This window comes from Tritonibacter litoralis (assembly GCF_009496005.1).
GTDB lineage: Bacteria > Pseudomonadota > Alphaproteobacteria > Rhodobacterales > Rhodobacteraceae > Epibacterium > Epibacterium litoralis.
This window is the reverse complement of record NZ_WIBF01000007.1, coordinates 182950-209499: the sequence shown is the minus strand read 5'-3', so window position 1 is coordinate 209499 and position 26550 is coordinate 182950. Positions and strand designations below refer to the sequence as shown.

Genomic DNA, 26550 nt, shown 5'->3' with positions numbered 1-26550 from the left:
ATGGCAATTTGATGACAATCAGCTTATCAACAGGGCATCTTTAACTGGCAGAGCATATAGACAAGTGTTCGACCTTCCCGCCATGCGCGCTGAACTTTCCGAGAAATACGACCTGGCTCCCTCGCCTGAACTGGCGGAGGAGATAGGCGATATTTACGCCAAAATGTCCCGTGTGATCACACCGGCGGACTGGGCGATTTATGCACCCTACGTCAAGGCCATCAACGACCTGAAGGCTGAACGCAATGCGGTGATCTTGGGGCATAACTATATGACGCCCGAGATTTACCATGGGATTTCCGACTTTGGCGGCGACAGCCTTCAGCTGGCGATCAAGGCAACTGAGGTCGAAGCGGATGTGATCGTGCAGTGCGGCGTCCACTTTATGGCTGAGACGTCTAAAATCCTGAGCCCCGAAAAAACCGTTCTGATGCCCGATATGGACGCAGGCTGCAGCCTCGCGGAATCTGTCACGGCAGACGGCATCGCAGAAATGCGCCGCCGCTATCCCGGTGCGCCCGTTGTGACCTATGTAAACACAACGGCTGAGGTTAAGGCCGCATCCGACATATGCTGCACCTCGTCAAATGCGGCGCAGATTGTGGGCGCAATGGAAAGCGACACTGTTATCATGACGCCGGATCAGTATCTGGCGCAAAATGTCGCCCGCGATGTGCCCCACAAGAATGTGGTCTGGTGGGAAGGGTCGTGCATCGTGCACGAGCAGTATACCGCCAAAGATCTGCGCGAGTTCCGCGAATGGAACCCTGGCACACGTCTGATCGCCCACCCGGAGTGCCCGCCAGATGTTGTGAACGAGGCGGATTTTTCAGGGTCAACCAGCGGCATCATCAAATATGTGACCGATGAAAAGCCTGAGAAGGCAATGTTGATCACCGAATGCTCCATGGCCTCAAACATTTCTGATGCCCTGCCCGAGGTGGACTTTGTCGGGCCCTGTAATATGTGCCCCTACATGAAGAAGATCACGCTCGAGAAGGTTCTTTATGCCTTGGACACGATGACCGGTCAGATCGAAGTGGATCCAACGGTTGCTGAGAAAGCGCGACTGGCCGTTCAGCGGATGATCGATCTCTCGCGTGAGCTGGGGATCTAAGCCACAGAATGGAAGTGATCCACACCGATCGCGTTGTGATTGTCGGCGCCGGGCTTGCCGCCCTTTATGCTGCTTTGAAATTGGCACCGCGCCCGGTTGTCATGATTTCCCCGGATGAATTGGGATTTGGGGCCAGCTCTGCCTGGGCACAAGGCGGGGTTGCCGCAGCAATGGATCAGGCCGACAGCCCCGAGGCCCATGCGCAGGACACGCAAAGCGCGGGCGCGGGCACCGTGGTTCCCGAGGTTGCGGATTTTGTGACCAAGGCCGCGCGGAATCACATTCTGGACCTGACCGAGATTGGCACCGCCTTTGATCGCACCAAGGACGGCGGCTATGTGCTGTCACGTGAGGCGGCCCACAGTGCCGCGCGCGTTGTGCGCGTGTTGGGAGATCAGGCCGGCGCTGAGATCATGCGCGCCCTCATCGCCGAAGTGGAAGCCACCCCCAGTATTCAGGTGCTGGAAGGGGTCCAAGCCATTTCCCTGGAGGTGACCGAAGGGATGGTCAGCGGGGTGACACTTATGTCCTCTGAACCCGGAGGATCCGCGCCTGTTTTGTTACGCGGCGCGGCGCATTTGCTGGCCGGAGGCGGTTCCGGCGGGCTGTATGCACGGACCACAAATCCGGCCCGCATTCGTGGCCAGGTGATCGGCATGGCGGCCCGCGCAGGCGCTGTGATTGCGGACGCTGAATTTGTTCAATTTCACCCCACCGCCATTGATGTGGACGAAGACCCGGCCCCTTTGGCCACCGAAGCCCTGCGGGGCGAAGGTGCCATTCTGGTCAATAACAAGGGTGAGCGGTTTATGCTGGCGGCCCATCCGGATGCGGAACTGGCCCCACGGGATATTGTGGCGCGTGAGATCTACAAACAATCTCAGGCCGGGCTTCAGCCCATGCTAGACACAAGGGACGCATTGGGTGCGACAGTCAATGAACTGTTCCCATCTGTCGCCCAGGCCTGCGCGCGCCATGGTATTGATCCTGTTCAGGCCCCAATTCCCGTGGCTGCCGCTGCGCATTACCACATGGGTGGCGTCGCAACTGACCTAAGCGGACGGTGCTCCCTGCCTGGCCTTTGGGTCTGCGGAGAGGCCGCGTCAACCGGGCTTCACGGTGCAAATCGGTTGGCATCCAATGGTTTGCTGGAAGCTTTGGTCTTTGCCCGCGCCTGTGCGCTGGACATTGATGCCTGCCTTGAAGGCGAGGCGCAAACAGACACCGTCGAGTTGCGCTTTGAACCCGGTGGTGCAGAAGCGCCGGTCGAAGCCATTGATGCCCTGCGCAAAACGATGACCGACTGTGTTGGCGTGGTGCGCGATCAGGATGGGCTGGAAGACGCGCTGTTCATGATTGATTTCCTTGAACAGAACCACGGGGCGGACGAAGGGTTTGCCAATATGTGTGCAACAGCAACCCTGATCGCAGCCGCCGCCCTTGCCCGCCAGGAAAGCCGCGGCGCACATTTCCGGTCCGACTTCCCGGACCCAGACACAAGAGGCGCGCAACGCTCGCGCATGACCTATGATACAGCGCGTCAGATCCGTGACGCCATAGTTGTCGACGCAACGCAATAACGCTGCTCCGCAACGGGCCCCTTTGCCCCCAACGCACACGCACGTCGTACGCCTCTTCAATACTGAGCAAATACTATCAAAAGTGTCGGCAAGCAGGGCTAATGAGCGTTTTTTTGCTTGAAGAGTTCAGAAAGCATTGATTCGCGCCCCGACACCCAATACTGCTTTCGCAACCCCTCAAACTTTCCCAAAAATCAATTAAAAATTGAAACAGACCTCCAAAATTCTCGGTCAAGTGGCAAAATTTAGGCAAAAACAAGGCAAATCATTGACGTGAGTATGTCATTATTATGAACTTTGAATATCTGATTTTGTTTTTCAGACCTACAGCAACTGGGCGAGACGCAAATAAGAGGGAAGCCATTCTCCCATGCGGCCAGACATAGTGCAGAAAGCGCATAGAATATCGGCCATTTCGAGTAGCGCATGAGCATCCACGCCCTCGGTACGAGGAGCAAGTGTTGTGAACTATTTAAACGATGTTGTTGCAGAGACTGATCCGGTCGAGACCTTCGACATGGAGCGGATCTTAGACAATCAGCATTCTGTGTTAATCACGGGTGGCGCAGGTTTTTTGGGGTCGCGCCTGTGTAAGAAGTACATTGATCAGGGCAGCCAAGTGATTTGCTTGGACAACCTTTCGACGGGGCGTTTGGGAAACATCTCTCCCCTTTTAAACCATCCAAGGTTTTCCTTTTTAAAGCATGACGTTACCCAGCCAGTCCAGATCCCCAAACAGGTATCTCTGATTTACAATATGGCCTGCCCTGCTTCGCCCCCAAAGTACCAGGCAAACCCAATCCACACGATGAAAACCAATGTGCAGGGTGCGCTGAACCTCTTGGATCTGGCCCTGGAACATGACGCACGCATTCTTCAGGCCTCGACCAGCGAGATCTATGGGGATCCGGACATTTCCCCGCAACGGGAAAGCTATCATGGCAACGTAAATACAGTTGGGCCGCGCTCCTGTTATGATGAGGGGAAACGCGCGGCCGAAACCATTTTCCATGATTACCGCGACTTTCACGGCGCTGATATCCGCATTGCGCGGATCTTTAATGCCTATGGTCCTGGTATGGATCCCAAAGATGGCCGGGTTGTATCAAATTTCATTACCCAGGCGCTGCAGAACAAACCCATCACCGTTTATGGAGATGGATCACAAACACGGTCCTTTTGCTTCCTTGAGGACATGGTGGAAGGGCTTATGGCCTTGATGCACTGTGATGCAGACCCGGGCGATCCGGTCAACATTGGCAATCCGGACGAATTCACGGTTGCAGAATTGGCGGGGCTTGTGCTGGCCCAGACAGGATCCAAATCGGACCTCTCCTTCCGGGCCCTGCCCCAAGATGACCCCCGCCGACGTCGCCCCGATATTTCAGTTGCCCAGTCCACACTTGGCTGGTCTCCCAAAGTGTCGTTGCGTCAGGGGCTGGACACAACCATCCCCTACTTCAAAGCGGAAATCGCCTGCGCGCGGAAGCCCATCGCGCATCCCGCGCATGCGATCAATCTTGCTCCGCAGATGGTGCAGTAATGACAAAACCGCCGATCATAGTGACCGGAGGCGCGGGGTTCATTGGCAGCCACACCTGCAAGGCCCTTGCACGTGCGGGGTTTGTGCCAGTGACCATCGACAACCTGTGCACAGGCCACCGTGATGCGGTCAGGTGGGGACCATTTGAGCTGTGTGATCTGCGCGAGACGGCGAAGCTTGCGGAAATCATTCAGCGACACCAAGCCAAGGTTGTGATCCATTTTGCAGCCGCCGCTTATGTCGGCGAGTCTGTGGAACGGCCCGGTTACTACTATGAGAACAACGTCGGCGGCACCATGTCGCTGTTGGCAGCCATGCGGTTGACGGGGCTGCGCCAGATCATTTTCTCATCCAGCTGCGCCACATATGGGATCCCTGAACAACTGCCAATTCAGGAACAAACGCCGCAAGCGCCAATCAACCCCTATGGGCGGACCAAGCTGATCTGTGAACAGATGATCCGCGACACGGCAGCGACCGGGCAATTGCATTTTGCCATGTTGCGCTATTTCAACGCCTGCGGCGCGGACCCTGGTGGTGAACTGAGTGAACGGCACACGCCGGAAACGCATCTGATCCCGCTGGCCTTGTTGGCCGCAGCTGGATTGCGCCCTGCGCTCAAGGTCTTTGGAACCGATTACGACACTCCAGATGGCACGTGCATCCGTGACTATATCCACGTGGCCGATCTGGCACGTGCCCATGTCATGGCATTGGAATGGCTGCTCAGCGGGCGTGAGGATCTTATTGCCAACCTTGGAACTGGAACGGGCCTGTCCATTCTGGAAATTCTGGATGGGATCGAGGCCGTAACAGGGGTGCGCCCACCTTGGATGCCAGCAGAGCGTCGCGCTGGTGACCCGCCGGAATTGGTGGCTGATGTATCCCTCGCCCGCAACTCGCTGGGTTTTCGCCCAGAACATTCCGACCTTCACACCATCCTGCGCCACGCCGCGCCAAGCTTTGGGTTGGAGGTGAAACATGCCTCCTGAGACCAGACAACAGCTACGCAATCTGATGGGAGACGACCGACACCGGTACTTGCGCGCGCTGTGGACGCGCCGGCAACAAAAGCGCAATTTGATCCTGATCCTGTTGTGGGCAGCCTGTGCTGTGTTTTTCTGGCAATGGTGGCTCCGCCCCGCGCATTGGGCAACCGGGGTTCAGTTCTGGGTCGCGACCCTTGCGCTGGCTTGGTTATTTTATCTGCAGCTGTTTTTTGTGCTGGTGTTTCGCCAGGCCAAAGTCCCGGCCTTTGGACCGCCCGCACCCGGCAGCGTGCGCGTTGCCATGATTGTGACGAAAACCCCGTCCGAGCCTCTGTCGGTTCTGATCCCAACCCTCAAGGCAATGCTGGCCCAAACCTACCCGCATGACACCTGGCTGGCGGATGAAGCCCCTGATGCAGAGACGCGCGCGTGGTGTGACGCACATGGTGTTCGCATCTCCTCCCGCCAAGGTCTCGCAGCCTATCACCAGAAAACCTGGCCTCGCCGCACCCGCTGCAAAGAGGGCAACCTTGCCTATTTCTATGACACCTACGGCTATGAAGCCTATGATTTTGTGTCACAACTGGACGCAGACCATGTTCCAACGCCAACCTATCTGGCAGAAGTTCTGCGCGGGTTTGCTGATCCACGGGTTGGCTATGTCTCGGCCCCCAGTATCTGTGCGGCCAACGCAAATCAAAGCTGGGCCGCACGCACCCGTTTGTTCACAGAGGCCGTGTTTCACGGTGTCTTTCAGGCAGGCTACACGGCCTCGCTGTCACCCATGTGCATCGGGTCTCATTACGCCGTGCGCACCACCGCGCTGAAAGAGATCGGCGGGCTTGGCCCTGATCTGGCCGAAGATCATTCCACCACGATGCTGATGAACGCGGGCGGGTGGCGTGGTGTGCATGCGTTTGATGCCATCGCTTATGGTGATGGCCCTGCCAACATAGCGGATCTCTGCACACAGGAGTTTCAGTGGTCCCGCAGCCTGGTGACCCTGCTCTTGCAGCATACTCCACGTTATCTGCGCGCCCTTTCGCCCCGGCTCAAATTCCTGTTCCTATTCTGCCAGCTGTTCTATCCGCTGTTTGCCGCCTTCATGACCTTGTTCTTCCTATTGCCTGTGGCCGCTTTGGTCCTGGACATCCGTTATGCCAATGTCACCTTTCCGGCCTTTTTGGCTCATATCACCCCGCAGATCATAATGCTGACTGCCATCGCCTATTACATCAAAGCGGATGGTCATTTACGGCCCTCAGATGGAAAAGTCATCGCTTGGGAAAAAGCGCTGTTTCTCTCGCTACAATGGCCCTGGGCGATTTGGGGATGCGTAATGGCCGTGCGCGATCGTTTCGCCGGTGACTTCGTTGATTTTCGCATCACCCCAAAAGGTGAAGCCGCGAAAGCTCAATTGCCAATACGCATCATCACCCCCTATGCGGCTTTTGCAGCAATCAGCCTTTTACCCGTTATCTTCATTCGCGACGTTGAAAACGCGCAAGGCTTCTATCTTTTTGCAACAATTAATGGTATACTCTTCACATCGATTGTAGGCGTGATCGTTTTTCATCACTACAAAGATACCGAATTTTTCACGAAGCGTATTTCGGTTTTTGACGTCGCAAAAATCGCAATTGCCCCCGCATTGGTGGCGACAACAGTTTTGGCTGCCAAGGAACGAGGGACCGAAGGGCTTTATGCGCTTTCGCAGGGAATAGAACCCTATCGACTGATTACAGAAGAATATGCGGTTGCTGGCGCCGGGATGGGTGGACCGGGAACCGTCATCTTGAGATTTGATCCGGGCCTCAACCGCGCGGGCAATTCCAGCCATCGGGAGGAGAGACATGGCTCAGACTGATTGCAGTGACTTAAACAGAGATTGGCTTGCCGCCTTGCTCATATCGTTCGCCCTGTTGGCATCCCCAGCGTCGGCGGCACCACCAGGCCAGCTCCCCTTTGGGGTTTATGACCCCGGTGGCAGCTTCTCGGACGATCCGGATGTGCAAATCGAACATCTGTTTTTACCATGGGAAGACGTTTTCCTTCCCTCCCTTCTACAGGCCGATGAATACGCCAAAGACCGCAACCGAGCGATCCTGGTCACCATCGAACCCTGGACCTGGACTCGCAGCGAACGCAATACTGCGGCAGTTTTAACCGAAGGGATTTTCAGCGGCGAATATGACGGAAACGTCCGCGCCATCTGTGACACGCTGGCCGAATTCGACAGCCCCGTGACGATCCGCTGGGCGCAAGAGATGGAAGACCAATCCGGCCAGTTTATCTGGGCACAATGGGAGCCCGAGACCTATGTTGACGCGTTTCAGCGGGTTGTTGATCTGTGCCGAGAAAGCTCAGACGCGTTTGACTACATGTGGTCGCCGTTGGGATATGAAAACTTGCAAGAGTATTTCCCCGGCGAGGACTACGTCGATGTGATCGGGTTGTCGGTCTTTGGCTTGCAACCCTGGGAGCAACAGATCCTGGGTGCTGAGCAAAGCTTCAGCGAAATCCTTGCCCCTCGGTATGAGCGTGCGCTGGAGTTTAACCTACCCATCGTCGTCGCAGAACTCGGCTATGTCGGAGACAGCAGCTATGTCGAAAAATGGAACGCAGACGTGCGCCAAGACATTGCGGATTTCCCTGCTTTGCAAGCCGTGATCTACTTTAACCAAAAGGAAGTCTACCCTTGGCCGGATGACTTTGGCCTGCCCGATTGGCGGTTCCCCAACAATGATCTGGGCGCGAAACAAGCTGAATTGGGCGAGTAAAAAGACATTAGCGGCGGTTTTTTGCCGCCGCTAATGTGGCAGCCTGCGTTGCTGCAGAACGCTTATTTTTAACTTTTCAGCCAGATCCTTAGAGCCATAATTTCCGCCAAACGCCCGATGCGCATGCGCCGGGCGTATCTGTGCGAACGCCTCTTTAAGGCAACATTAGGCTTCATTCTCTATCCTGTCTTTGTCGAAAATCCCCTTGTTTGCTAGGATGCGGCCACCAGAAGGCAGCAGCAGTAACAAAAGCCCGACCCAATCGGGCAAAACGCAGAGGCAGTTTCAACATGGCAAAATCCACCCGCGCCCGCGCGGCCGTTTCAGCAATGGCCACAAAATCCATTCTCTCAGCAGCCCTTGTGGCAAGCCTGATGTGGGTTGCACCTGCGTCGCCCTCCTTTGCAGGCGGTGCAACCGTTCGGGGAAAGGTGGCGTTGAACCTTTTGAGCCGCGGCAGCGATAAACGCAAAACCACAACCCGTCGGGTCTCTTCGGTTGGTGGTGGCAGCTACATCTGCTCGCCGGCCGGTTTTGGCCAGCCCTCGCGCTGCTACGCCAATTGATCCACGCGCATTTGCGCCAATGGCTTTCCGGTTTGCACGCCACATTTGCGTGGCCCAGCTCTGCACTCTACTCTTCTTGTTCTGTTTGACCCTTCCTGCGTTTGCGCAGCAAACCGGGCTGGGTCTGTGGGAGGATCCAAAGTTTAAAATTCTGCGTTGGGTCGAGTCCCAGCCGGATTTGCAATGGTACTACAACTGGCGCTCTGATCACCTTTGGCATCAAGGGCGGCATCGGCGCACGGTCGAATTTGTGCCGATGATCCACAGCGCCAAGAACATCAGCGACAAAATCAAAAGCCGCCACAAACCCCGCGCTTTATTGGCGTTCAACGAGCCGGACGGTCACAGCGGCCCGCATCAATCCACGCTGTCAGTGGCAGAGGCTGTTCGCCTGTGGCCCAAACTGGAAGCCCGCGGCCTGCGGTTGTCGAGCCCCGCCACCACAATGGGGGGCACCCTGGGCGCGGGGTCCTGGCAACGTCGGTTTATGGATGCTGTAGAAACACAGGGGCTGCGTGTCGATTTTATGGCGGTCCACTACTATTCAACAGATGGCAACGTCGAAACCTTCCGCCGCTGGCTTAAGGCTGTGCACCGCGAATACAAACGCCCGATTTGGGTGACTGAATTTGCCTTTATCGACTGGCGACAGCCGACACGCGTGTCTTACCAAGAAAACGCGCGATTTGCGCGTGATGCAATTGCGATGATGGATCAACTCCCCTTTGTTGAGCGCCACGCATGGTTTGCTGCAAACCCTTACCCATGGCGCGGGACAATTCCAGAGATCAACTTATTAAACGACGACCTGTCCTTAACCCAACTCGGCGTTTCCTTTTTCGACACATTAAGGGATCGACGTGCACGTATTGCCGGTCTGCAGAAATAAACCCGCTATTGACCGCAACAGGATCCGCACTAATCGTCAAGAATTCCATTACACACCACACGGTTATTCTTGAAAGAAATTAAAAACTGTGTCAGCATTCTAAATATATCAACGTGAAAAAATGGGACGCAATCCCAATTTTCCGGCAAGGCCGTGCGCGACGGAGCAGATCGCGCATTTGGGAACCCCCATCGGCCAATACCTTTTTGTCAAATACAGGCGATGTTTGGAGGCGTGTTAATGCGTATTCTCACTATTCTAAGCGGTGCTGTCTCAGCCCTTTGCCTGACTGCGGTTGCACCGACAGCTGAACCCGCGCCAAGGACCTATTTTGGCTCTCCGATACCAATGAACTCAGCCGCGCCGGAACCGACATCCCTGTATCGGATGTTTGCCGGGCGCAGTGCAGATTGGGGCGCGGGCTCATTTGCCTATTTTGCGCCGGACGGAACGTTTCGCGCCGTCAACGCCGCAGAGCAGAGCATTGGCGAAGGACGCTGGTTTGTCACCACAAACAGCAAAATGTGCTATGACGCGAACTGGATGTGGCGGCAGGACTTCAGCGCCCAAAGCAGCAAGGTTCTGACCTGCGCCCGGTTCCGTGTCGATAATGCGGGCGAGATGTGGTCCACCACCGGCTCACGCGCGGGGCCCTGGTTTCCGTTTTCAACAGCCAATTTGAAACGCGGTGATCTGGTCACACCGCAGTTTACAGCCTTTTACAATTCCTTTGGCGTCGCACCGGGCAACATTAAAAAATAAGCCGCCCCAAAAAAACGCCCGCCGTGGGTGGCGGGCGTTTCAGAATTGCTTCTAAAGGCCGGCGCAAGGCACCGGCCCATTGCTGTATTTATGCAAAGATGAAGTCATCTTCGGTGAAGGTGCTGAGGCGCAGATTGTTGCCCTCGACCACGAGGGTTTCGTCCTCAAAGCCAACGGTGACCTGAGAGGCGCTGTCGAAGACAACCTCAAGCGCGTCAAAGCTTTCAACACCCCATGCAGACACATCCAGAAGGTCCTGGTCGACATCAAAGTCAGTGACTGTATCTGTGACGCCATCGGCCACAAATTCAAAGGTGTCAGCACCTGTGCCGCCTGTCAGGACGTCAACACCGCGACCGTCGACCAGCAGGTCGTCGCCGCTGCCGCCGTCCAGCGTGTCATTGTCGCGACCGCCGAACAGGTCATCGTCACCGGCACCACCCAGAACTTGGTCGTTGCCTGCGCCACCTTGGACCGTGTCGTTGCCAGCTTCGCCGAGCACTTCGTCGTCGCCGCGACCACCCAGAACTTGGTCTGCGCCGTTGCCACCTTGGACGGTGTCATCGCCGTTGCCGCCGCGCGCGATGTCACGCCCGTTGCCGCCACGTACCATGTCGTCGCCGTTGCCGCCGTTGACGCTGTCACGACCCGCGCCACCGCGAACAAAGTCGTCACCGGTGTTGCCGTTCAACAGGTCGTCGTTACGCGCACCGTTCACAGTGTCGTTGCCAACGCCGCCGTTGATCTCGTCTTCACCGTCCAGACCCAGCAGGCGGTCGGAACCACCCAGACCGTTGATCAGGTCATCAGCGATGGTGCCTTCCAGGGTTTCACCCGCAGACGTCCCTTCGACCAGCTGCTCCAGACCCAGTGTCAGGTCATAAGCAATTGTGGTGCCGCTGACTTCGTAGGCAACAACCAGCTGCGGCAGACCTGTGCTGCTGTCTTCTGCAGACACAAAGGAAATGCCTTCTGGGCTGATCGCAACGTCGCTGGGTTCGATGTAGTCAACAAACAGAGCGTTCGCCGGATCCGTTGCATCGTAAACCACAATGCCGCTGTCGCGCTCCAGACCCACAAACACATAGGTGCGTCCTTCGTGCTGACCTACGGCCAGCGCTTCGGGTTCACTGCCGCGGTTGTCAGAGCGACCATCTGGGAAGCCGTTCGGGCTGACTGCTGCAATGATACGGGCAAAATCCGCACCGCTGTCAAACACCAGGTTGCCTTCTTCATCGAAGATCGAGAAGGAGCGACCACCAAAGGCGTGCAGCACATCGATATCGCCGTCACCATCGGTGTCGCCGTCAATTGCAGAAATCTGCAGACGCTCAAGGCCGGTGGTGTCAACGCTTTCGTCGATGGTCACGGTCTCTTCAACACCGTCACCGTCAATGTCAAAGGACACGTCGCCTGCGATGAAGTCTTCAACACGCTCATCTTCGTCGCGTGTATCACCTTCGTTGGCCGTCACGATGTAGTTGGTGCCATTGGAGGAGAAGGCTGCGATGGTGTCGGGCTGACGCAGGCTGACCAGGTTGTCAAATGTCTGCGGGTCGTAAACCTCATCGTCATCATTCACGTCCGTTGCAACAACCGACAGATCCTGAACACCGGTGGAGAACAGGCGTGTGATCGAACCGCTTTCAACGTCGATAACCGCAATTGCGTTGTTCTCTTGCAGAGAAACATAAGCCGTCGCGCCATCTTCAGAGAAGGCCGCAAACTCAGGCTCAAGATCGCGCGATGCGCTGAAGCCTGGGAAGATGCGGATGCCTGCTTCGCGCAGCTCATCTTCACGACCGTTGAACTCAGAGAAGTCGATCTGAACGCGTTGTGCGTTTTCGGCACCTTCGGAGATGTCGATCAGGGTCACAGAGCCGCGAACGTCACGGGTGTCACCTGGTTCACCTTCGTTGGCCACGATGATGGTGTTTCCATCCTCAGAGAAGGCAACGGCGTCGGGCAGGTTACCGGTCGTCACGGTGTTCAGCAGTTCACCATCGGTGTCATACAGCGCAACGATGCCGCGACCGTTTTCATCACCGCTGTCGTCGGTGCGGTTGATTGCGACTGCAACAACGCCGTTTTTAACGGATACAGATTGCACACCGTCAAAACGCTCGAAACCGGACAGGTCAATAGATGCAAGCAGCTCACCGGCTTCGATGTCAAAGACGTCGATTGCGTCTTCTTCACCATTGGTGACATAGGCGCGGCCATTTTCCACGTCGACGATTTCCGAACGACCTTCGTCGTCATCCTCGTTCGGAACACCTTCGCCCGAGAACAGCAATGTGGAGCGGACAACCTGCGCGTCGGTCTCAACCGAGAAGTCAACGCCGCCCTGTTCCAGCTGAACGATACGGGTGTCCAGACCTGCGCCCAGATCTTCTTCGTCGAATGCGTTGTCCACATCGCCAAAGTTCTCGGCCAGGTATTCCGCCAGCGCGTCTTGCTCGGTGCCGTCTTCGGCAAAGGTTGCCGCACCGGTCAGGCGACCGTCTTCTTCGCCGTCACCGTCCAGATCGTCCAGATCAACACGGTTTGCTGCCTCGCCCTGCGGGAACGGGTAGTCGTCACCGCCACCGGCCAGGAAGCCCAGGGTCACAATGCGGAAGGTTTCGGTTGCATCGCCGACCAGTTCACCATTCACAACCAGCTGTGCGATGATGGAGCCGTCTTCTTCGTCCACGATCGCTGCGTTCACGATGCGCGAACCAGCTTCTTGTGTTTCGTCGATGGACATACGGATACCCGCCAGCTGCGGGAACTGACCATCAACGCTTGGCAACGCGCTCACACCGTGCTCCAGAACCTCAACCAGCTCTTCGCGGGTCAGGGTCAGCAGGGTCAGGTTGTTGTTGAATGCCAGGGTGGTCTGGATGTCGTTCTGGCTGATGCCGCCCTCAGGCTTCACCACATTGCCTTCACTGTCGACAACTTCAGAGTTGGCTGAGCGTACAGCTTCGGTACCGCCTGCAGGCACGATGGTTTCACCAATGTTGGCGCGGATGCCGCCACCGTTTTTGATCGAAACAACAACATCGCCTTCATAAGTCTGAGCCAGTGCCAGGTTGGCATCTGCGGTCAGGTTACCAAGGTTGGTTTCTTGGGTCCGCACACCGTCGGTGTCCAGCTCTTCGCCGGTGCCGGAACGGTTGCCGTTCAGGAACACGTTCGAAACACCAAAGACGTTGGATTCAGTTGCAACAATCTGCGCTTCGATGGCATCAACGATCTCTTCGATCTCTTCATCGGCCAGATCTTCGGCACCCAGATCCGAAACGCCCTGTTCGTCGGTTGCATAAGCACCCGAGACTTCAGCGTCATAGCTGTCGCGGTTGATGTTGCCTTCGTCGTCAAATTCGATGACCAGACGGCCAACGTATTTGTAGCTGCCGTCAGTGTTGACAACAACGGTGTCGGTGCCACCAGCGTTGGTCACGAACTGCGGGTATTCACCTTGGGAGGTGTCGCCGTCACGCAGGCGGTCGTTTTCGTCGGTCAAGCGTGTGTTGGAACCGCCAGCAACGATGATGTCGACATTTTCCAGACGCTCAGCCAGCGCCAGTTCGATGTCGATGCGCTGCATGTGCGCCAACAGAACAACTTTGTTCAGGGTCGGGTTGTCCGCCAACAGCGTGTCAACTTCGGATTGGATCTCTGCCGCCAGCGCATCCAGCTGCGCGTCGGTCGGGGTGCCGTCGAATTCAGCAGGCAGGATCGAAACATCGCCGGGCGAAGACAAGGAACCCAGGGTCGGAGTGGTTGCACCAACAACACCGATCAGCTCGCCGTTTTCTTCCAGAACAACGGAGGTGGTGATGGAGTTCGCAACCGGTGCTGCGCCGCCGTCAACAAACAGATCCGCCAGATTGGCATCCGTTGTTACGTCCAGGTTGGCCGACAGATATGCAAAATCAGCACCGCCAAAATCGGCGCCCAGGATCTCACCTTCCGCGTCGCCGCTGATCAAACCGCCCAGAACAGAGGTGCCGAAGTCGAACTCGTGGTTGCCCAGCGCAATCGCCTCGATGCCCAATTCATTTTGGATCTGAATGTCGGCAATACCAACCGAGCCAAAGGCTTCTGCGGACGCGTCAAAGAACAAGCCCGGGATAAAGGCGTCGCCCGAAGACAGTGTAATAGTATTATCAACCAATCCGTCATCGCCAAGGTCCTGCGCGCGCAGGCCGTTCAAAACGGCGGACAGATTAAGCGCATCCACGACGGCGGCGCTGCCGGCCTCTTGGTCTGCGATATGAAGTAGTTCAAGCGTGTAAGCCACAATTCTCTCCCGTGTGCCACGAAAATCCCTCACGGCGTACGAGCGAATTTGAACAGAAAAATATCGAATTTGTAACAAACTGCTAAAATAATTGGCGGCAGCGTCACAATGCAATCACGAAACATTTACGCGTGAAAAACATAAATTGAAAAAAGCCCAAAACCCCAAAGGACGTCACAAATAATTCACGAAAGAAAACCACTTCCCAATAGAATCATAGACTTATCTACACCCTTGGTGGCTTTCTTTTTCAGATCATTCCGCACCGGATGCACCAAGCCGACAATCACCGCCTGCTTTGCCTCACTGGAATGCAACGCTTTTGTGTTTTTACAAAATTGAAATTCGATTCAAAATGCGTCATTTGAACCGCACGCGAGACAGGATATTATAGCTGGCCTGAGCCTCGAAATAGAAAACAATAAACGGAACCAAAATGGAGCATATTTCCAGGCGGGTGCCTTGAATTCCAATCGCTGAAATTGGTGTCGCTGCACAAAGTGCACGGTCGTTGGTCGCCCCGTCCATTCAGAACTGACGTCAGGCGGCCTGCTCTGATCCGATGTGCGAAAAATGTGCCAAGAAACAAAAGCCGGGTGCAACCATATACAAAGGCGCATGCGGACTTCTCAACACGCTCTGACCTGAAGATGGCTAAGTGGCGGGGAGACAGGGATTCGAACCCTGGGAACGCTCTCACGTTCAACGGTTTTCAAGACCGCCGCATTCGACCACTCTGCCACCTCCCCGGTCTGGCGTGGGGTTTATGCGCTGCGCTTCGGTGATGCAAGTGGGAAATCTCATGCTTTGAAAATTCACCAAACCGCATTCACGATCGTCACATTCTTGCCGAGTCAATGGGCATAGGGTTTCCATGTGGATTTGTGATGGCTATGGTGATTGCAAATAAATCGGGACCCAATCAACGGTGCGCAAAAGCACCTTGCATACAGGCGAAATGCAGTCGTTTGGCGTCTCAGAGAAACCAGTCGAAAAGACATGGCACATGGCAAGGACATTGAGGATGCAGAAGGTTCCGTCTTGGACAACACGCGGCCCGAAGGTGGCAGCGACTTTGGCAATGATGGCGGTTTTGGCCGCCTGTGAGAACACCGGCACAAGTCCAAGTTCGGATCCCACGCTGCCGTTGACAGAAGCCAACGCTGACACCCCGCAAACCCAAGCGACTTTTGGGGAACGTTTCGGCGCGTTTTTCAAGCGCAAGGAGCAGCCAGAGGGGACAGAGGCCGCCAACACAGCGACCAGTACCGAGTTGGTGGAACGCGATGTCGAAGCTCCGGACGTATTTCAAGTAACCGAATCTGGGCTTTGGGACGGACGGCCGTCGCTGGGCGGTGTTTGGGTGGCACATCCGGACGCACGCGACCCAGAGCGTGTAATTATCCGCAACAACAGCAATGGCCGCTTTGTGATCGGCGCTCTGTTCCGGCGTGAGCGGGAAATCCCTGGCCCGCGGGTTCAGGTTTCGTCAGATGCAGCGGACGCCTTGGGCATGTTGCCCGGCGCACCGGTTGAAGTAAATGTCACCGCTCTGCGCAAAGAGACCGTAACGCCCGCTCAGCCAAACGCGGAACCTGCACTGGAGGCTTTGACGCCTGAGCCTGTGGAAACCGCGTCGCTGGATCCGATTGCAGGTGCGGCTGCCGCCATTGACGCCAGCGCTCCCGCAGAAGCCACCGCGACCTCGGCCCCAACAAACGCGCCTGCTCCCTATACGCCGCCAAAGCCAACGGTCACCTCCTCGCTGGAAAAGCCGTTCCTGCAAATCGGGATTTTCAGCATCGAGGCCAATGCCAAGCGCACGGCTGATATGATGCGCAACGCGGGTATGATCCCAAGCATTTTGGCACAATCGACAAATGGCAAGCCGTTTTGGCGCGTCCTGGTGGGCCCGGCCCAGACCAAATCAGAACGCACGCAATTGTTGAAACAAGTTCGCGACACGGGCTTCACCGACGCCTATGCTGTCACCAATTGATGTCAAAGGGAGGTCGCCTGTGAGCACGCATTCAACACAACCCGCGTTTTACCCGCGGCGTTCAGCCCTACGTAGTGGCTTGACGTTGGCCGCCGTGGCAGCGGCCATATTCAGCCTGACGACTGCGGCCGCCTTTGCATTTGACACCAAGGCGCGCGCCGCTTTTGTGCTGGATCAGGGCACAAATACGGTTTTGATGTCAAAAAACGCAGACGCGCCGCTGCCGCCTGCGTCAATGTCGAAACTGATGACCCTTTACATAGCGTTTGAAGCCCTGCGCGATGGGCGGCTGACGTTGGACGAACGCCTGCCTGTCAGCCAACACGCCATGAGCTATAAGGGTTCGACCATGTTCCTCAACACCCAGGACCGGGTCCGGGTTGAGGATTTGCTGCGCGGCATCATCGTGCTCTCGGGCAATGATGCCTGTGTGGTGATCGCCGAAGCCTTGTCGCCGGATGGAACCGAAGCCGGTTTTGCCCGCTATATGACTAAACGCGCGCTGGAGATGGGGATGGAAAACTCCACCTTTGCCAACTCCAACGGCTGGCCCGCCGCCGGCCATTTGATGTCGGTCAAAGATCTGGCCATTCTGGCGTCGCACCTGATCGAGGATTTCCCGCAGTATTATCCGATGTTCGCAGAACGTGAGTTTGCCTTTGACGGCCGCGCGCCCTCAAATGTGCGCAACCGTAACCCGCTTTTAAGGCTGGACATCGGCGCCGATGGGCTCAAGACCGGCCACACAGAAGAGGCTGGTTATGGTCTGGTGGGCTCGGCCAAACAGGGGGATCGTCGTGTGATCTTTGTTCTGTCCGGACTTGGCAGCACAACCCAACGCGCCGAGGAATCCGAGGCGGTTGTGAACTGGTCCTTTCGCCAGTTTTCCCAGAAGACCATAGCCAAAGCCGGTGAAGCCGTCGCCGAGGCCGAAGTTTGGATGGGCAATGCCAGAACCGTTGGGTTGATGCCCCAGGGGGATATGAACGTGTTGTTGCCTGCACTGCAGCGCAATGAGCTTCAGGCCGAAGTTGTATACGATGGCCCGCTTCAGGCCCCGATTTCCCAAGGGGATCTGCTGGCGGAGCTGGTGTTCCAACCAGATGGGTTGCCAGAAATGCGGCTGCCTTTGGTGGCGGCAACCGATGTCCCTGCGGGCGGCTTTCCTGTACGGGTCAAAACAGCTGCCCAAGTATTGATGAAACGATTGTTAAACGGCCCCGAGACCCCCCAGTGACCGCACAGAAATCAAACGGATTGTTCCTGACGTTCGAAGGTATCGACGGATCAGGAAAATCCACGCAATGTAAACGTCTGGCCGCAGCTCTGGAAGCACGCGGCCATGATTGTGTTTTGACCCGCGAACCCGGTGGCTCGCCTGGGGCAGAAGAAATCCGCAGGCTTGTCTTGGAAGGCGACCCGGACCGCTGGTCTGCGGCCACTGAGCTTTTGTTATTCACCGCGGCCCGCCGCGATCATCTGGAACGGCTGATCGACCCGTCGGTGGCGGACGGCAAAGTGGTGATCTGCGACCGCTATGCGGACAGCACCCGCATGTATCAGGGGTTATCGCGCGGCGATCTGCGCGCAACCGTCGATCAGCTGCATGAATTGATGATCGGTCGGGAACCGGACATAACCATCCTTTTGGACATGGACCCAAGCACTGGTCTGGCCCGCGCCAAAGGGCGTCAAGGCCATGAAGAGCGGTTTGAGGACATGGGGCTGCAACTTCAGCAGAAAATGCGCGCAGGGTTTCTGTCTCTGGCCCAGGAGTTTTCGCACCGCTTTGTCATCGTCAACGGCGACCAGCCCCCCGAAGATGTTGCAGCCGAGGTGCTGACGGCCACGCTCAAAGCTATGGGGCACTGATCCGATGAGCAGCGATGACGCCCTGCCCCGCGCCGACCAGGCCCCCGGCGCGCCACACCCGCGTGAAACACTGCGTCTTTTTGGACAAGAGAGTGCTGAACAGGAATTCTTGTCGGCGTTCAACTCGGACCGCATGCACCATGGCTGGTTGATCACTGGACCCCAAGGGATCGGTAAAGCCACCCTAGCCTGGCGTATCGCGCGCTTTCTTTTGGCCACACCTCAGGATGATGGCGGGCTCTTTGGTGCGCCGCCACCGCCCACCAATTTGGGTATCGACCCGGACCACCCCGTGTCCCACCGCATTCAGGCATTGGCTGAACCGGGTCTGGCGGCGATTACCCGTAGCTATAACGACCGGGAAAAACTGCGCGACCAGATTGTGGTGGATGACATCCGCGCGCTTAATCGTTTCTTTGGTCTCTCTTCTGCGGATGGCGGTCGCCGTGTGGTAGTTGTGGATGCGGCAGATGACATGAACACCAGCGCTGCAAACGCCTTGTTGAAAATGCTGGAAGAGCCTCCGGAACGCACAACCCTTCTGCTGATCTCGCACCAGCCTTCGCGTCTTTTGCCGACCATTCGATCCCGCTGCCGGACGTTGCGCCTGACCCCGTTAAACCCAGTCGATATGCAATCGGCATTGAACCAGGCCGGTGTTGAGGTCACAGAAGGCTCTGAACATCTGAATGCGCTGGCGCAAGGATCCGTTGGCCAAGCGATCCGGCTACTGTCCTTGGGCGGGCTTGAGATCTATTCCGAATGGGTGCAGATCCTGGCCTCCATGCCGCGCCTGGATCGAGCGCGGGCACTGAAACTTTCCGAGGCGGCTGCAATGCCCGGCGCGGGGGCAAAATTCGAACTTCTCCTCACCTTGATTGAGACAAGCCTCGCGCGACTGGCCCGAACAGGCGCTACGGGGCAGCCGCCCCTGCCAGAAGCCGCCGCGCAAGAAGCCGAGACCTTGATGCGATTGGCACCACATCCGGCCAAAGGGCGGGCATGGGCGGACCTTGCAGCCACAGCAAGCGCGCGGTCACGCCATGGTCAGGCGGTGAACCTTGACCCGGCGGCGCTTGTCCTAGATACGGTTTTCAAGATGCAAGACACCGCGTCCCGCCCCTGAGGCATGGGATGCGCCAAGGCGACCGAGGCACAAGATCCGCATGAGCACTCCGTTAATTACCGACAGCCACTGCCACCTGGACTTTCCCGATTTCGAAGGCCAGCTGGATGAGGTGATTGCCCGCGCAGCAGAGGCCGGCGTCGCGCGCATGGTGACCATTTGCACCAAGCTGAAAAACGAACCTTCCGTGCGCGCCATTGCAGAGGCACATGGCCCTGTTTTTTATGCCGCGGGCACCCACCCGATGAGCGCCGCCGAAGAGCCGATGGCAACCGTTGACGAATTGGTGGCTCTGGCCAAACATCCGAAATTTGTCGGCATCGGTGAAACCGGGTTGGATTACCATTACACAGCAGACAGCGCCGAAGTGCAGCGCCAATCGCTACATGTTCACATCGAAGCGGCACGCGAAACGGGACTGCCGCTGATCATCCACTCACGCGCCGCGGATGACGACATGGCGGATATCCTGGGCCGCGAAATGGCCAAAGGCCGCTTTACCTGCGTGATGCATTGTTTCTCATCCTCGGCAGAGCTTGCAAAAGCCACCCTGGACTTGGGATGTTATTTGTCGATCTCCGGCATCGCAGCCTTCCCCAAAAGCAAGGAACTGCGGGACATTTTTGCCGCCGCTCCAGTAGACCGCCTGCTGGTGGAAACCGACAGCCCCTACCTTGCTCCGCCGCCCCGTCGCGGCAAACGCAATGAACCTGCCTACACCGCGCTGACAGCCAAGATACTGGCCGATGCTTTGGGCATGGATTACGCTGAATTTGCCGCACAGACCGAGGCCAATTTTGACCGTCTGTTCTGGAAAGTCGCCGAACACCGAGCGGTGGCCTGATGGCGGAACTGCGGTTTACGATTTTGGGCTGTGGCTCCTCGGGTGGTGTGCCACGACTGGGCGGCCAATGGGGAGATTGCGACCCCAATGACCCGCGCAACCGGCGCCGCCGCTGTTCGATTCTGGTTGAGCGAGAGAGCGAGAACGGCACCACCAGCGTGCTGATTGACACCTCACCTGACATGCGCAGCCAATTGCTGGACACTGGCACGGGCCGCCTGGACGCTGTGATCTATACCCATTCCCATGCGGATCATGTGCACGGCATCGATGATCTGCGAATGATCGTCTTTAACATGCGCCAGCGGGTGCCCGTTTATGCCGATGCCGAGACACAGAACGCCCTGTTGTCGCGCTTTGCCTATGCTTTTGTGCAGCCCGAAGGGTCATCGTATCCGCCGATCCTGGACCTTCACAGCATCGACGGTGACTTTGAAATCACAGGCCCCGGCGGATCCATTCCGTTTCGCCCGTTTGAAGTCAAACACGGCAGTATCGATGCCTTGGGCTTCCGGATCGAAGACCTTGCGTATCTGCCCGATGTGTCCGAGATTTACGACCCGGCTCTGCCGACCCTTGAAGGGCTGGACTGCTGGGTCATCGACAGCCTGCGCCGCGACCCGCATCCGACGCATTTCTGCCTGGCGGATGCTTTGGCGTGGGTCGAACGCATGGCCCCGAAACGCGCGGTTTTGACGAATTTGCATAATGATCTGGACTACGCAACGTTGCAGGCGGAAACCCCAGATCACATTACGCCAGCCTATGACGGCATGGTTATCCGTTACCCGTTATGAAGCACATCGCATTGGCAGGCCATAAATGCTGAGCACGCTGATCGAAGTTGTCCTGCCCGTGTTTCTGGTTGTTGGTGCAGGCTATGCCACCACCTGGGGTGGGATGTTTCAGCAATCCCATATCGACGGGTTGATGAAGTTCACTCAGAACTTTGCAATTCCCTGCCTATTGTTCAGCGCCATTGCGCATCTGGATCTGTCGCAAAGCCTGTCCTTGCCACTGCTCTTCAGCTTTTACACCGGGGCCTTCACCTGTTTTCTCTTGGGGCTTCTGGGGGCGCGGTTTCTATTTGATCGCCCCTGGACGGATGCCACAGCCATTGGGTTTTGCGGCCTGTTTTCCAATTCCGTCCTGTTGGGCCTGCCCATTACGGAACGCGCGTTTGGCAGCGACGCGCTCACCGGCAACTATATGATCATCGCGTTCCATTCGCCCTTTTGCTATGCGTTGGGCATTACAACGATGGAAATCCTGCGAAACCGTGGGGCTGGTGCGTCCAAGACCGTAAAACGCGTGATGAGCGCGATCTTCAAGAACGCGCTCATCGTCGGTATTGCCCTTGGATTCGCGGTGAACCTCACTGGCCTTGTTATTCCTGGCGTGGTCGAAGACGCCTTGGCCCTGCTCACCCGCGCGGCGCTTCCTGCCGCGCTTTTCGCTTTGGGCGGGGTCTTGACCCAATATCGCCCCCAAGGGGACATGCGGGTGATCCTCTTTATTTGTCTCCTGTCGCTGATTGTGCATCCCGCCATCGTCTTTGGCCTGGGATCTGGCTTTGGCCTTGAGCAAGAGCTGTTTCGCTCTGGCGTGCTCACCGCTGCGATGGCAACCGGTGTGAACGGCTATATATTTGCCAACTATTATGGCTGCGCCAAACGCGTAGCGGCCTCAACCGTCTTGATCGCCACCGCGCTTTCCGTGCTCACGGTCTGGGGTTGGCTTGCGTGGATTCCCTGATCGTACCCGCGCATGATACAGATAGAACGGTCCTGTTTTTGCTGCGCTGCAATATGCCTAGGTGACAAGCCGCCTTGGGCCACCTATAACGCGCGCAAATTCAATTTTCTCTGTCTCAAGGAGCGTACACATGGCCCTGCAGGTTTTTGGTCACAAATCCCCCGATACTGATTCCACCGGTTCTCCGCTGATCTGGGCTTGGTATCTGAATGAGGTCCAAGGTGTCGAAGCAGAAGCTGTTTTGTTGGGTGAGCCCAACACCGAAGCGGCCTTTGTTGTCGAAAAATGGGGCTTTGAAAAGCCGGCCATCAAGACGGAGTTCGAAGCAGGCACCGCGGCTGTGATCGTTGACACCAACAACCCGGCCGAGCTGCCCGACAATATCAACGAACTGGACGTTCAGGCGATCATTGACCATCACAAACTGGTCGGCGGCCTGGAAACCAAAGGTCCAATCGACATCACCGTGCGGCCGCTGGCCTGCACAGCCACCATCATGTACGATCTGATGGGTGATGACGCGGCCAAGATGCCCGACAATATCAAAGGCCTGATGCTGTCGTGCATCCTCTCCGACACGCTGGAGTTCCGCTCTCCCACCACCACAGACCACGACAAGGCGCTGGCGGAGAAACTGGCGGCTGAGCTGAACATCGATCTGGGCACCTACGCGTCCGAAATGTTTGCAGCGAAATCCGACGTATCGGCGTTCTCTGATGCGGAACTGATCCGTATGGACTCCAAGGAATACGCCGTTGACGGTGTGAAGTTCCGCGTCTCCGTTCTGGAAACCACCGCGCCGGAAATCCCGTTGAATCGCAAGGCGAGCCTGATGGAAACCTATGCCACCGTCCAAGCCGAAGACGGCGTGGATCAGGTTCTGCTGTTTGTGGTCGACATCCTGAAAGAAGAGGCGACCCTCTTGGTTCCAAACGACGTTGTCAAAGGCGTTGCAGAAAAGAGCTTTGGCGCAACCGTGGACGGCGACAGCGTCGTCCTGCCGGGCATCATGTCCCGCAAGAAACAGATCATCCCGAACCTCAAGGTCTGATCTGTCGCCACATCGCTGAAAAAAAAGAAACGCGCTCCAAATGGGGCGCGTTTTTGTGTTGGGGCAGACAGTGCGGTCAAAGGGTTATTGCGTGCCGTTTAACTGTTTCACGTCAGCTGTTGTCGGGACAGTCTGACTGCCAGTTCCCGATGTTTTTCAGATTTGAACGACACAATATCCCTGCGTTCAAACATCTCGGCAATCTTGTCCTCCCACAGGGTTTGGTCCGTAATTTGAGCAATTGTGGCGTCGATCCGCGCGCTCAACGCATCTTCGATTTCCACAGAGTCACCGAAAAAGCCAAGAAGTTCATCCCAGCTCGCCTCATATGGAGAAGGACGCAAGTACAAAGTGTCAATAAGCGCGGTCGCACGCTCTGGATCGTGTGCCGCGTCTAAAAGCGCCTGCCCATCTGGGGTTTGCAAAAACTGGACGAGTTCGGCAACGGGTTGGTCGCGATAGACCTCACAGGTCTGGTCAACGTAAACGTCCAATACCGCAGGTGTGGCATCTCTGAGCGGCTTGAACACAAGAAACTCAAGATAACCTGCTGGGGCAATCTCAAGAACGCCAATAGGTGCAAGTTCTTCCTCCATCTTTTCTGCCACTGCTCGTACATCCAGATTGGCAAAATCTTCCTCATTGAACGACCCATTTGGAAGGAGAAGCGACCAGTATGTGTGCAAATCCTCCCGTGGGCAGGATGCTGAGGCTGTGCTGGCGGCGAGCAAGAGACTTGCTGAGAGGGTAAATAATCTGTTCATGACATATCAGCTAAAACGTCATTGCGGCAGCCACATGGCCATTAACTTGGGCCAACATCACGCCTACGTGTATGATGCCTCATCTTGACATTCGTCTTTTCCGACAAAAGCGCGCCCAAAAATGGCGCAGACCGCGTTGGCCGGTCTGCGCCACCTAAAAAAAAATTTGGTAATAAAATCACCACGGCCAACGCGTCATCCCCTTTTTGGAAAACGACTGAGGATGCTGTTTTTTCGCAAAATCCCCCCCCTCACGCCAACCTATAAAAACTTGTAGGTTGATGTCGGAACCGTCATAAAAAAATCAACCACATGCTTTGGTTGTGCATGACGAAACACAAGACACCGAGAGGCGGGTTGGTTTGAAAAACCCATTGATCGACGCATTAAACGCGCTGTTGACGGTTCCGGACGGGTCCGCCCGCTGGTCCGTTGCGCAAAAGCTTGCGGATCAGCTCGGTGTGACAAGCATCCTTGTGGGAGAGGCAAACGTACAAAACAGTGAGATTTTTTGGCTCAGCACCGATATGGATCCGAACTGGATGGAGCAATATCTCACCGAAGGATACATGGACGTAGACCCCGCATTGGTACAACTGAGCCAATCTCCGGGACGTATGGTCATGCCTTCTGGCTCCCTGCACAAGGACAAAGTGCAAAGCTTGCGTGAATGGGAATTGAATCACGCACTCAGGGACTATGGCTATGGCCTCTTGCACTGCAGCCGCTTTGGACAGGCCGGAGCGGTTGGTAAATTCGTCACCCTGTGCCATGATCCATCCGAAACAGACCACGTCATGTGCGATTTATCCCGGCGCGATGTATTCGCAGCACTCCTGGCAAACACAATCGGCCCCAACACTCTGCCGATCCCCGAGCAGTACCACTCCCCGCCCCGATATGTTTTGACCCCGCGCCAGCGGGATGTTCTGTCCCTGTTGGCAAACGGCTATCAAACCGCCCGGATTGCCGAGAAACTGGGCGTTACCGAAGCCACAGTAACCTTGCACTTCATCGCGGCCCGCAAGGCCTTGGGCGCAAACACACGCGAACAAGCCTTGGTCATCGCCCTGCAACACGGTCTCATCTCACTCTGAGCTTACTGTCTTCTGGTGTTTGGAGCGCCCCTCTGCCATAGGTTTGTCCAAACGCGAACCTAACCTCCAAAAGGGGATATGCCATGACCCGGATCATCGAAAACCTCGCCGAGATTTCTCAGAATTATCGTGCCCTGTTTGTGGATCTGTGGGGCTGTGTCCATAACGGCATTACGGCCTACCCCGAGGCTGTGGCAGCTTTGCAAACATACCGGGCAACGGGCGGGATCGTTGTCCTGGTGACCAATTCCCCGAAGCCCCGCGCAGGCGTGGCCGCGCAGCTGGGGGAGTTCGGCGTTCCAGATGATGCCTATGACACAATCGCCACATCCGGTGACAGCGCGCGGGCAGCGATGTTCACAGGCGCGGTTGGGCAAAAAGTCTTTTTCATGGGAGAATGGGAGCGTGATTGGCAGTTCTTTGAACCGCTGAATGTGATCGAGGACCCGCTCGAGATTACGCGCGTTCCACTGGCAGAGGCCGAAGGGATCGTCTGTTGCGGCCCCTTTGACACCCAAGCAGATCCGGATTTGAACCGCGCGGATTTCCTGCTGGCAAAAACCAACGGGCTGAAACTTCTATGCGCCAATCCGGATATTGTTGTGGACCGCGGTCACACCCGCGAATGGTGCGCAGGTGCGCTAGCCAAGCTTTATACCGAAATGGGCGGCGAAAGCCTGTATTTTGGCAAGCCTCACCCGCCGATTTATGATCTGGCTCGGCGCCGACTGGCAGAGGTTGACAGCTCTATCCAGGACGACGACATCCTGGCCATCGGCGATGGGCCCCACACAGACATTCTGGGTGCCACCGGCGAAGGCCTGGACGCGCTCTTCATCACAGGTGGACTGGCGGCCCATGAGACACAAACTGCACAGCAGCCAGATCCCAAAGCGCTAACGCAATACCTCGAAAAGGAAAAATCCACCCCCCTCTTTAGTATCGGTTTCCTACGCTAAGGCAGTTTTCCCTTGATTTTCTGCGTCCGCAAAGTAATAAAGTTGCACAAGTTTGCACCTTGCGGCGCAAAAATTACCTTGCCACCAATTTGGTTGGACCTCAAAGGGGACGAGAATGTTGGACAACCTGCCACGCGGAACAATCTGTATCGAAGACATCGAAATGGGAATGGTGCGCTACCTGCGCAAAACCGTGACCGATGAGGATATCGAAAAATTCGCCCAGGTCTCAACCGACCGGAACCCGGTTCACCTTGATGAAGACTACGCCCAAGAAACCATGTTCCAGGGCCGCATTGCACATGGGATGCTGACTGCGGGCCTCATCTCTGCGGTCATCGGAGAGCAATTGCCAGGCCACGGCACAATCTACATGAGCCAATCGCTCAAATTTCTCGCCCCCGTGCGTCCCGGCGACATGGTCCTGGCCGAAGTTGAGGTGACCGGCATCGAAATCGACAAACGCCGTGTCAAACTGGATTGCCGCTGTATTGTCGACGGCAAGAAAGTGCTGGTTGGCGAAGCGATGGTCATGGCGCCCTCGCGAAAATTCGACTGACCCCAAG

Annotated in this window: 22 protein-coding genes and 1 tRNA gene; 20 read left to right on the top strand and 3 right to left on the bottom strand. The window is 56.5% G+C overall.

The genetic code is table 11. From position 1 onward, the window contains the following. The first annotated feature begins 64 nt into the window (after positions 1-64). The 9 genes from nadA (at position 65) to GFB49_RS12805 (ending at position 10226) form a co-directional block, all read left to right on the top strand. The gene (nadA, locus tag GFB49_RS12845) at positions 65-1117 is read left to right on the top strand and encodes a quinolinate synthase NadA (RefSeq protein ID WP_343032567.1); all 1053 of its coding nucleotides are present in this window, start codon (positions 65-67) and stop codon (positions 1115-1117) included. Positions 1118-1125: 8 nt separating this feature from the next. After that, positions 1126-2697 (top strand): L-aspartate oxidase, encoded by a 1572-nt coding sequence (locus GFB49_RS12840; RefSeq protein WP_153216276.1) that lies wholly within the window; start codon positions 1126-1128, stop codon positions 2695-2697. A 517-nt stretch (positions 2698-3214) separates the two neighbouring features. Then, positions 3215-4240: a UDP-glucuronic acid decarboxylase family protein gene (locus tag GFB49_RS12835; RefSeq protein WP_153216304.1), complete on the top strand. Its 1026-nt coding sequence runs from the start codon at positions 3215-3217 to the stop codon at positions 4238-4240. Then, complete coding sequence (gene galE, locus GFB49_RS12830) at positions 4240-5232, top strand: UDP-glucose 4-epimerase GalE (protein ID WP_153216275.1); 993 nt, start codon at positions 4240-4242, stop codon at positions 5230-5232. The genes GFB49_RS12835 and galE overlap by 1 nt, the downstream gene beginning before the upstream one ends. Further along, positions 5222-7096, top strand: coding sequence for a glycosyltransferase family 2 protein (locus GFB49_RS12825; RefSeq protein ID WP_153216274.1), 1875 nt, complete (start codon positions 5222-5224; stop codon positions 7094-7096). The genes galE and GFB49_RS12825 overlap by 11 nt, the downstream gene beginning before the upstream one ends. After that, positions 7083-8009 carry a glycoside hydrolase family 26 protein gene (locus tag GFB49_RS12820; protein ID WP_153216273.1) on the top strand — a complete coding sequence of 309 codons (927 nt, stop codon included), beginning with the start codon at positions 7083-7085 and terminating at the stop codon, positions 8007-8009. Before GFB49_RS12825 ends, GFB49_RS12820 begins: the two co-directional genes overlap by 14 nt. Positions 8010-8299: 290 nt before the next feature. After that, the gene (locus tag GFB49_RS12815) at positions 8300-8575 is read left to right on the top strand and encodes a hypothetical protein (protein WP_153216272.1); all 276 of its coding nucleotides are present in this window, start codon (positions 8300-8302) and stop codon (positions 8573-8575) included. 85 nt (positions 8576-8660) lie between these two features. Beyond that, entirely contained in the window at positions 8661-9464 is an 804-nt protein-coding gene (locus tag GFB49_RS12810) for a glycosyl hydrolase (protein ID WP_246149708.1), read from the top strand. A gap of 240 nt (positions 9465-9704) precedes the next feature. Beyond that, the gene (locus tag GFB49_RS12805; RefSeq protein ID WP_194269339.1) at positions 9705-10226 is read left to right on the top strand and encodes a DUF995 domain-containing protein; all 522 of its coding nucleotides are present in this window, start codon (positions 9705-9707) and stop codon (positions 10224-10226) included. Between the two features lie 88 nt (positions 10227-10314). Here the strand turns inward: GFB49_RS12805 and GFB49_RS12800 are convergent, their stop codons facing one another. Further along, complete coding sequence (locus GFB49_RS12800; protein WP_214644959.1) at positions 10315-14517, bottom strand: choice-of-anchor I family protein; 4203 nt, start codon at positions 14515-14517, stop codon at positions 10315-10317. 659 nt (positions 14518-15176) lie between these two features. Further along, positions 15177-15266: transfer RNA gene (locus GFB49_RS12795), tRNA-Ser, on the bottom strand. Between the two features lie 275 nt (positions 15267-15541). Between GFB49_RS12795 and GFB49_RS12790 the strand changes: the two genes are divergently transcribed. From GFB49_RS12790 to GFB49_RS12755, 8 genes are all read left to right on the top strand, one after another. Next, positions 15542-16516: an SPOR domain-containing protein gene (locus tag GFB49_RS12790; RefSeq protein ID WP_246149707.1), complete on the top strand. Its 975-nt coding sequence runs from the start codon at positions 15542-15544 to the stop codon at positions 16514-16516. A gap of 79 nt (positions 16517-16595) precedes the next feature. Then, positions 16596-17753, top strand: a complete 1158-nt coding sequence (locus tag GFB49_RS12785; protein WP_246149718.1) for a D-alanyl-D-alanine carboxypeptidase family protein — start codon at positions 16596-16598, stop codon at positions 17751-17753. Beyond that, entirely contained in the window at positions 17750-18388 is a 639-nt protein-coding gene (gene tmk, locus GFB49_RS12780) for a dTMP kinase (RefSeq protein WP_343032565.1), read from the top strand. Before GFB49_RS12785 ends, tmk begins: the two co-directional genes overlap by 4 nt. Before the next feature lie 4 nt (positions 18389-18392). Next, a complete protein-coding gene (locus tag GFB49_RS12775; protein ID WP_153216267.1) occupies positions 18393-19514 on the top strand; it encodes a DNA polymerase III subunit delta' in 1122 nt (373 codons plus the stop codon). Between the two features lie 40 nt (positions 19515-19554). After that, a complete protein-coding gene (locus tag GFB49_RS12770; protein ID WP_153216266.1) occupies positions 19555-20358 on the top strand; it encodes a TatD family hydrolase in 804 nt (267 codons plus the stop codon). After that, on the top strand, positions 20358-21155 hold the full coding sequence (locus tag GFB49_RS12765; RefSeq protein WP_153216265.1) for an MBL fold metallo-hydrolase: 798 nt from the start codon (positions 20358-20360) through the stop codon (positions 21153-21155). The genes GFB49_RS12770 and GFB49_RS12765 overlap by 1 nt, the downstream gene beginning before the upstream one ends. Before the next feature lie 25 nt (positions 21156-21180). After that, on the top strand, positions 21181-22113 hold the full coding sequence (locus GFB49_RS12760) for an AEC family transporter (RefSeq protein WP_153216264.1): 933 nt from the start codon (positions 21181-21183) through the stop codon (positions 22111-22113). A gap of 130 nt (positions 22114-22243) precedes the next feature. Beyond that, complete coding sequence (locus tag GFB49_RS12755; protein WP_153216263.1) at positions 22244-23164, top strand: manganese-dependent inorganic pyrophosphatase; 921 nt, start codon at positions 22244-22246, stop codon at positions 23162-23164. 107 nt (positions 23165-23271) lie between these two features. Here the strand turns inward: GFB49_RS12755 and GFB49_RS12750 are convergent, their stop codons facing one another. Further along, positions 23272-23760, bottom strand: coding sequence for a hypothetical protein (locus tag GFB49_RS12750; RefSeq protein WP_214644958.1), 489 nt, complete (start codon positions 23758-23760; stop codon positions 23272-23274). A 530-nt stretch (positions 23761-24290) separates the two neighbouring features. Between GFB49_RS12750 and GFB49_RS12745 the strand changes: the two genes are divergently transcribed. From GFB49_RS12745 to GFB49_RS12735, 3 genes are all read left to right on the top strand, one after another. After that, positions 24291-25025, top strand: a complete 735-nt coding sequence (locus tag GFB49_RS12745; RefSeq protein WP_194269338.1) for a helix-turn-helix transcriptional regulator — start codon at positions 24291-24293, stop codon at positions 25023-25025. Between the two features lie 83 nt (positions 25026-25108). Next, positions 25109-25984: a TIGR01459 family HAD-type hydrolase gene (locus tag GFB49_RS12740; protein WP_153216260.1), complete on the top strand. Its 876-nt coding sequence runs from the start codon at positions 25109-25111 to the stop codon at positions 25982-25984. 115 nt (positions 25985-26099) lie between these two features. Continuing rightward, positions 26100-26543, top strand: a complete 444-nt coding sequence (locus GFB49_RS12735; RefSeq protein WP_153216259.1) for a MaoC family dehydratase — start codon at positions 26100-26102, stop codon at positions 26541-26543. Positions 26544-26550 lie beyond the last annotated feature (7 nt).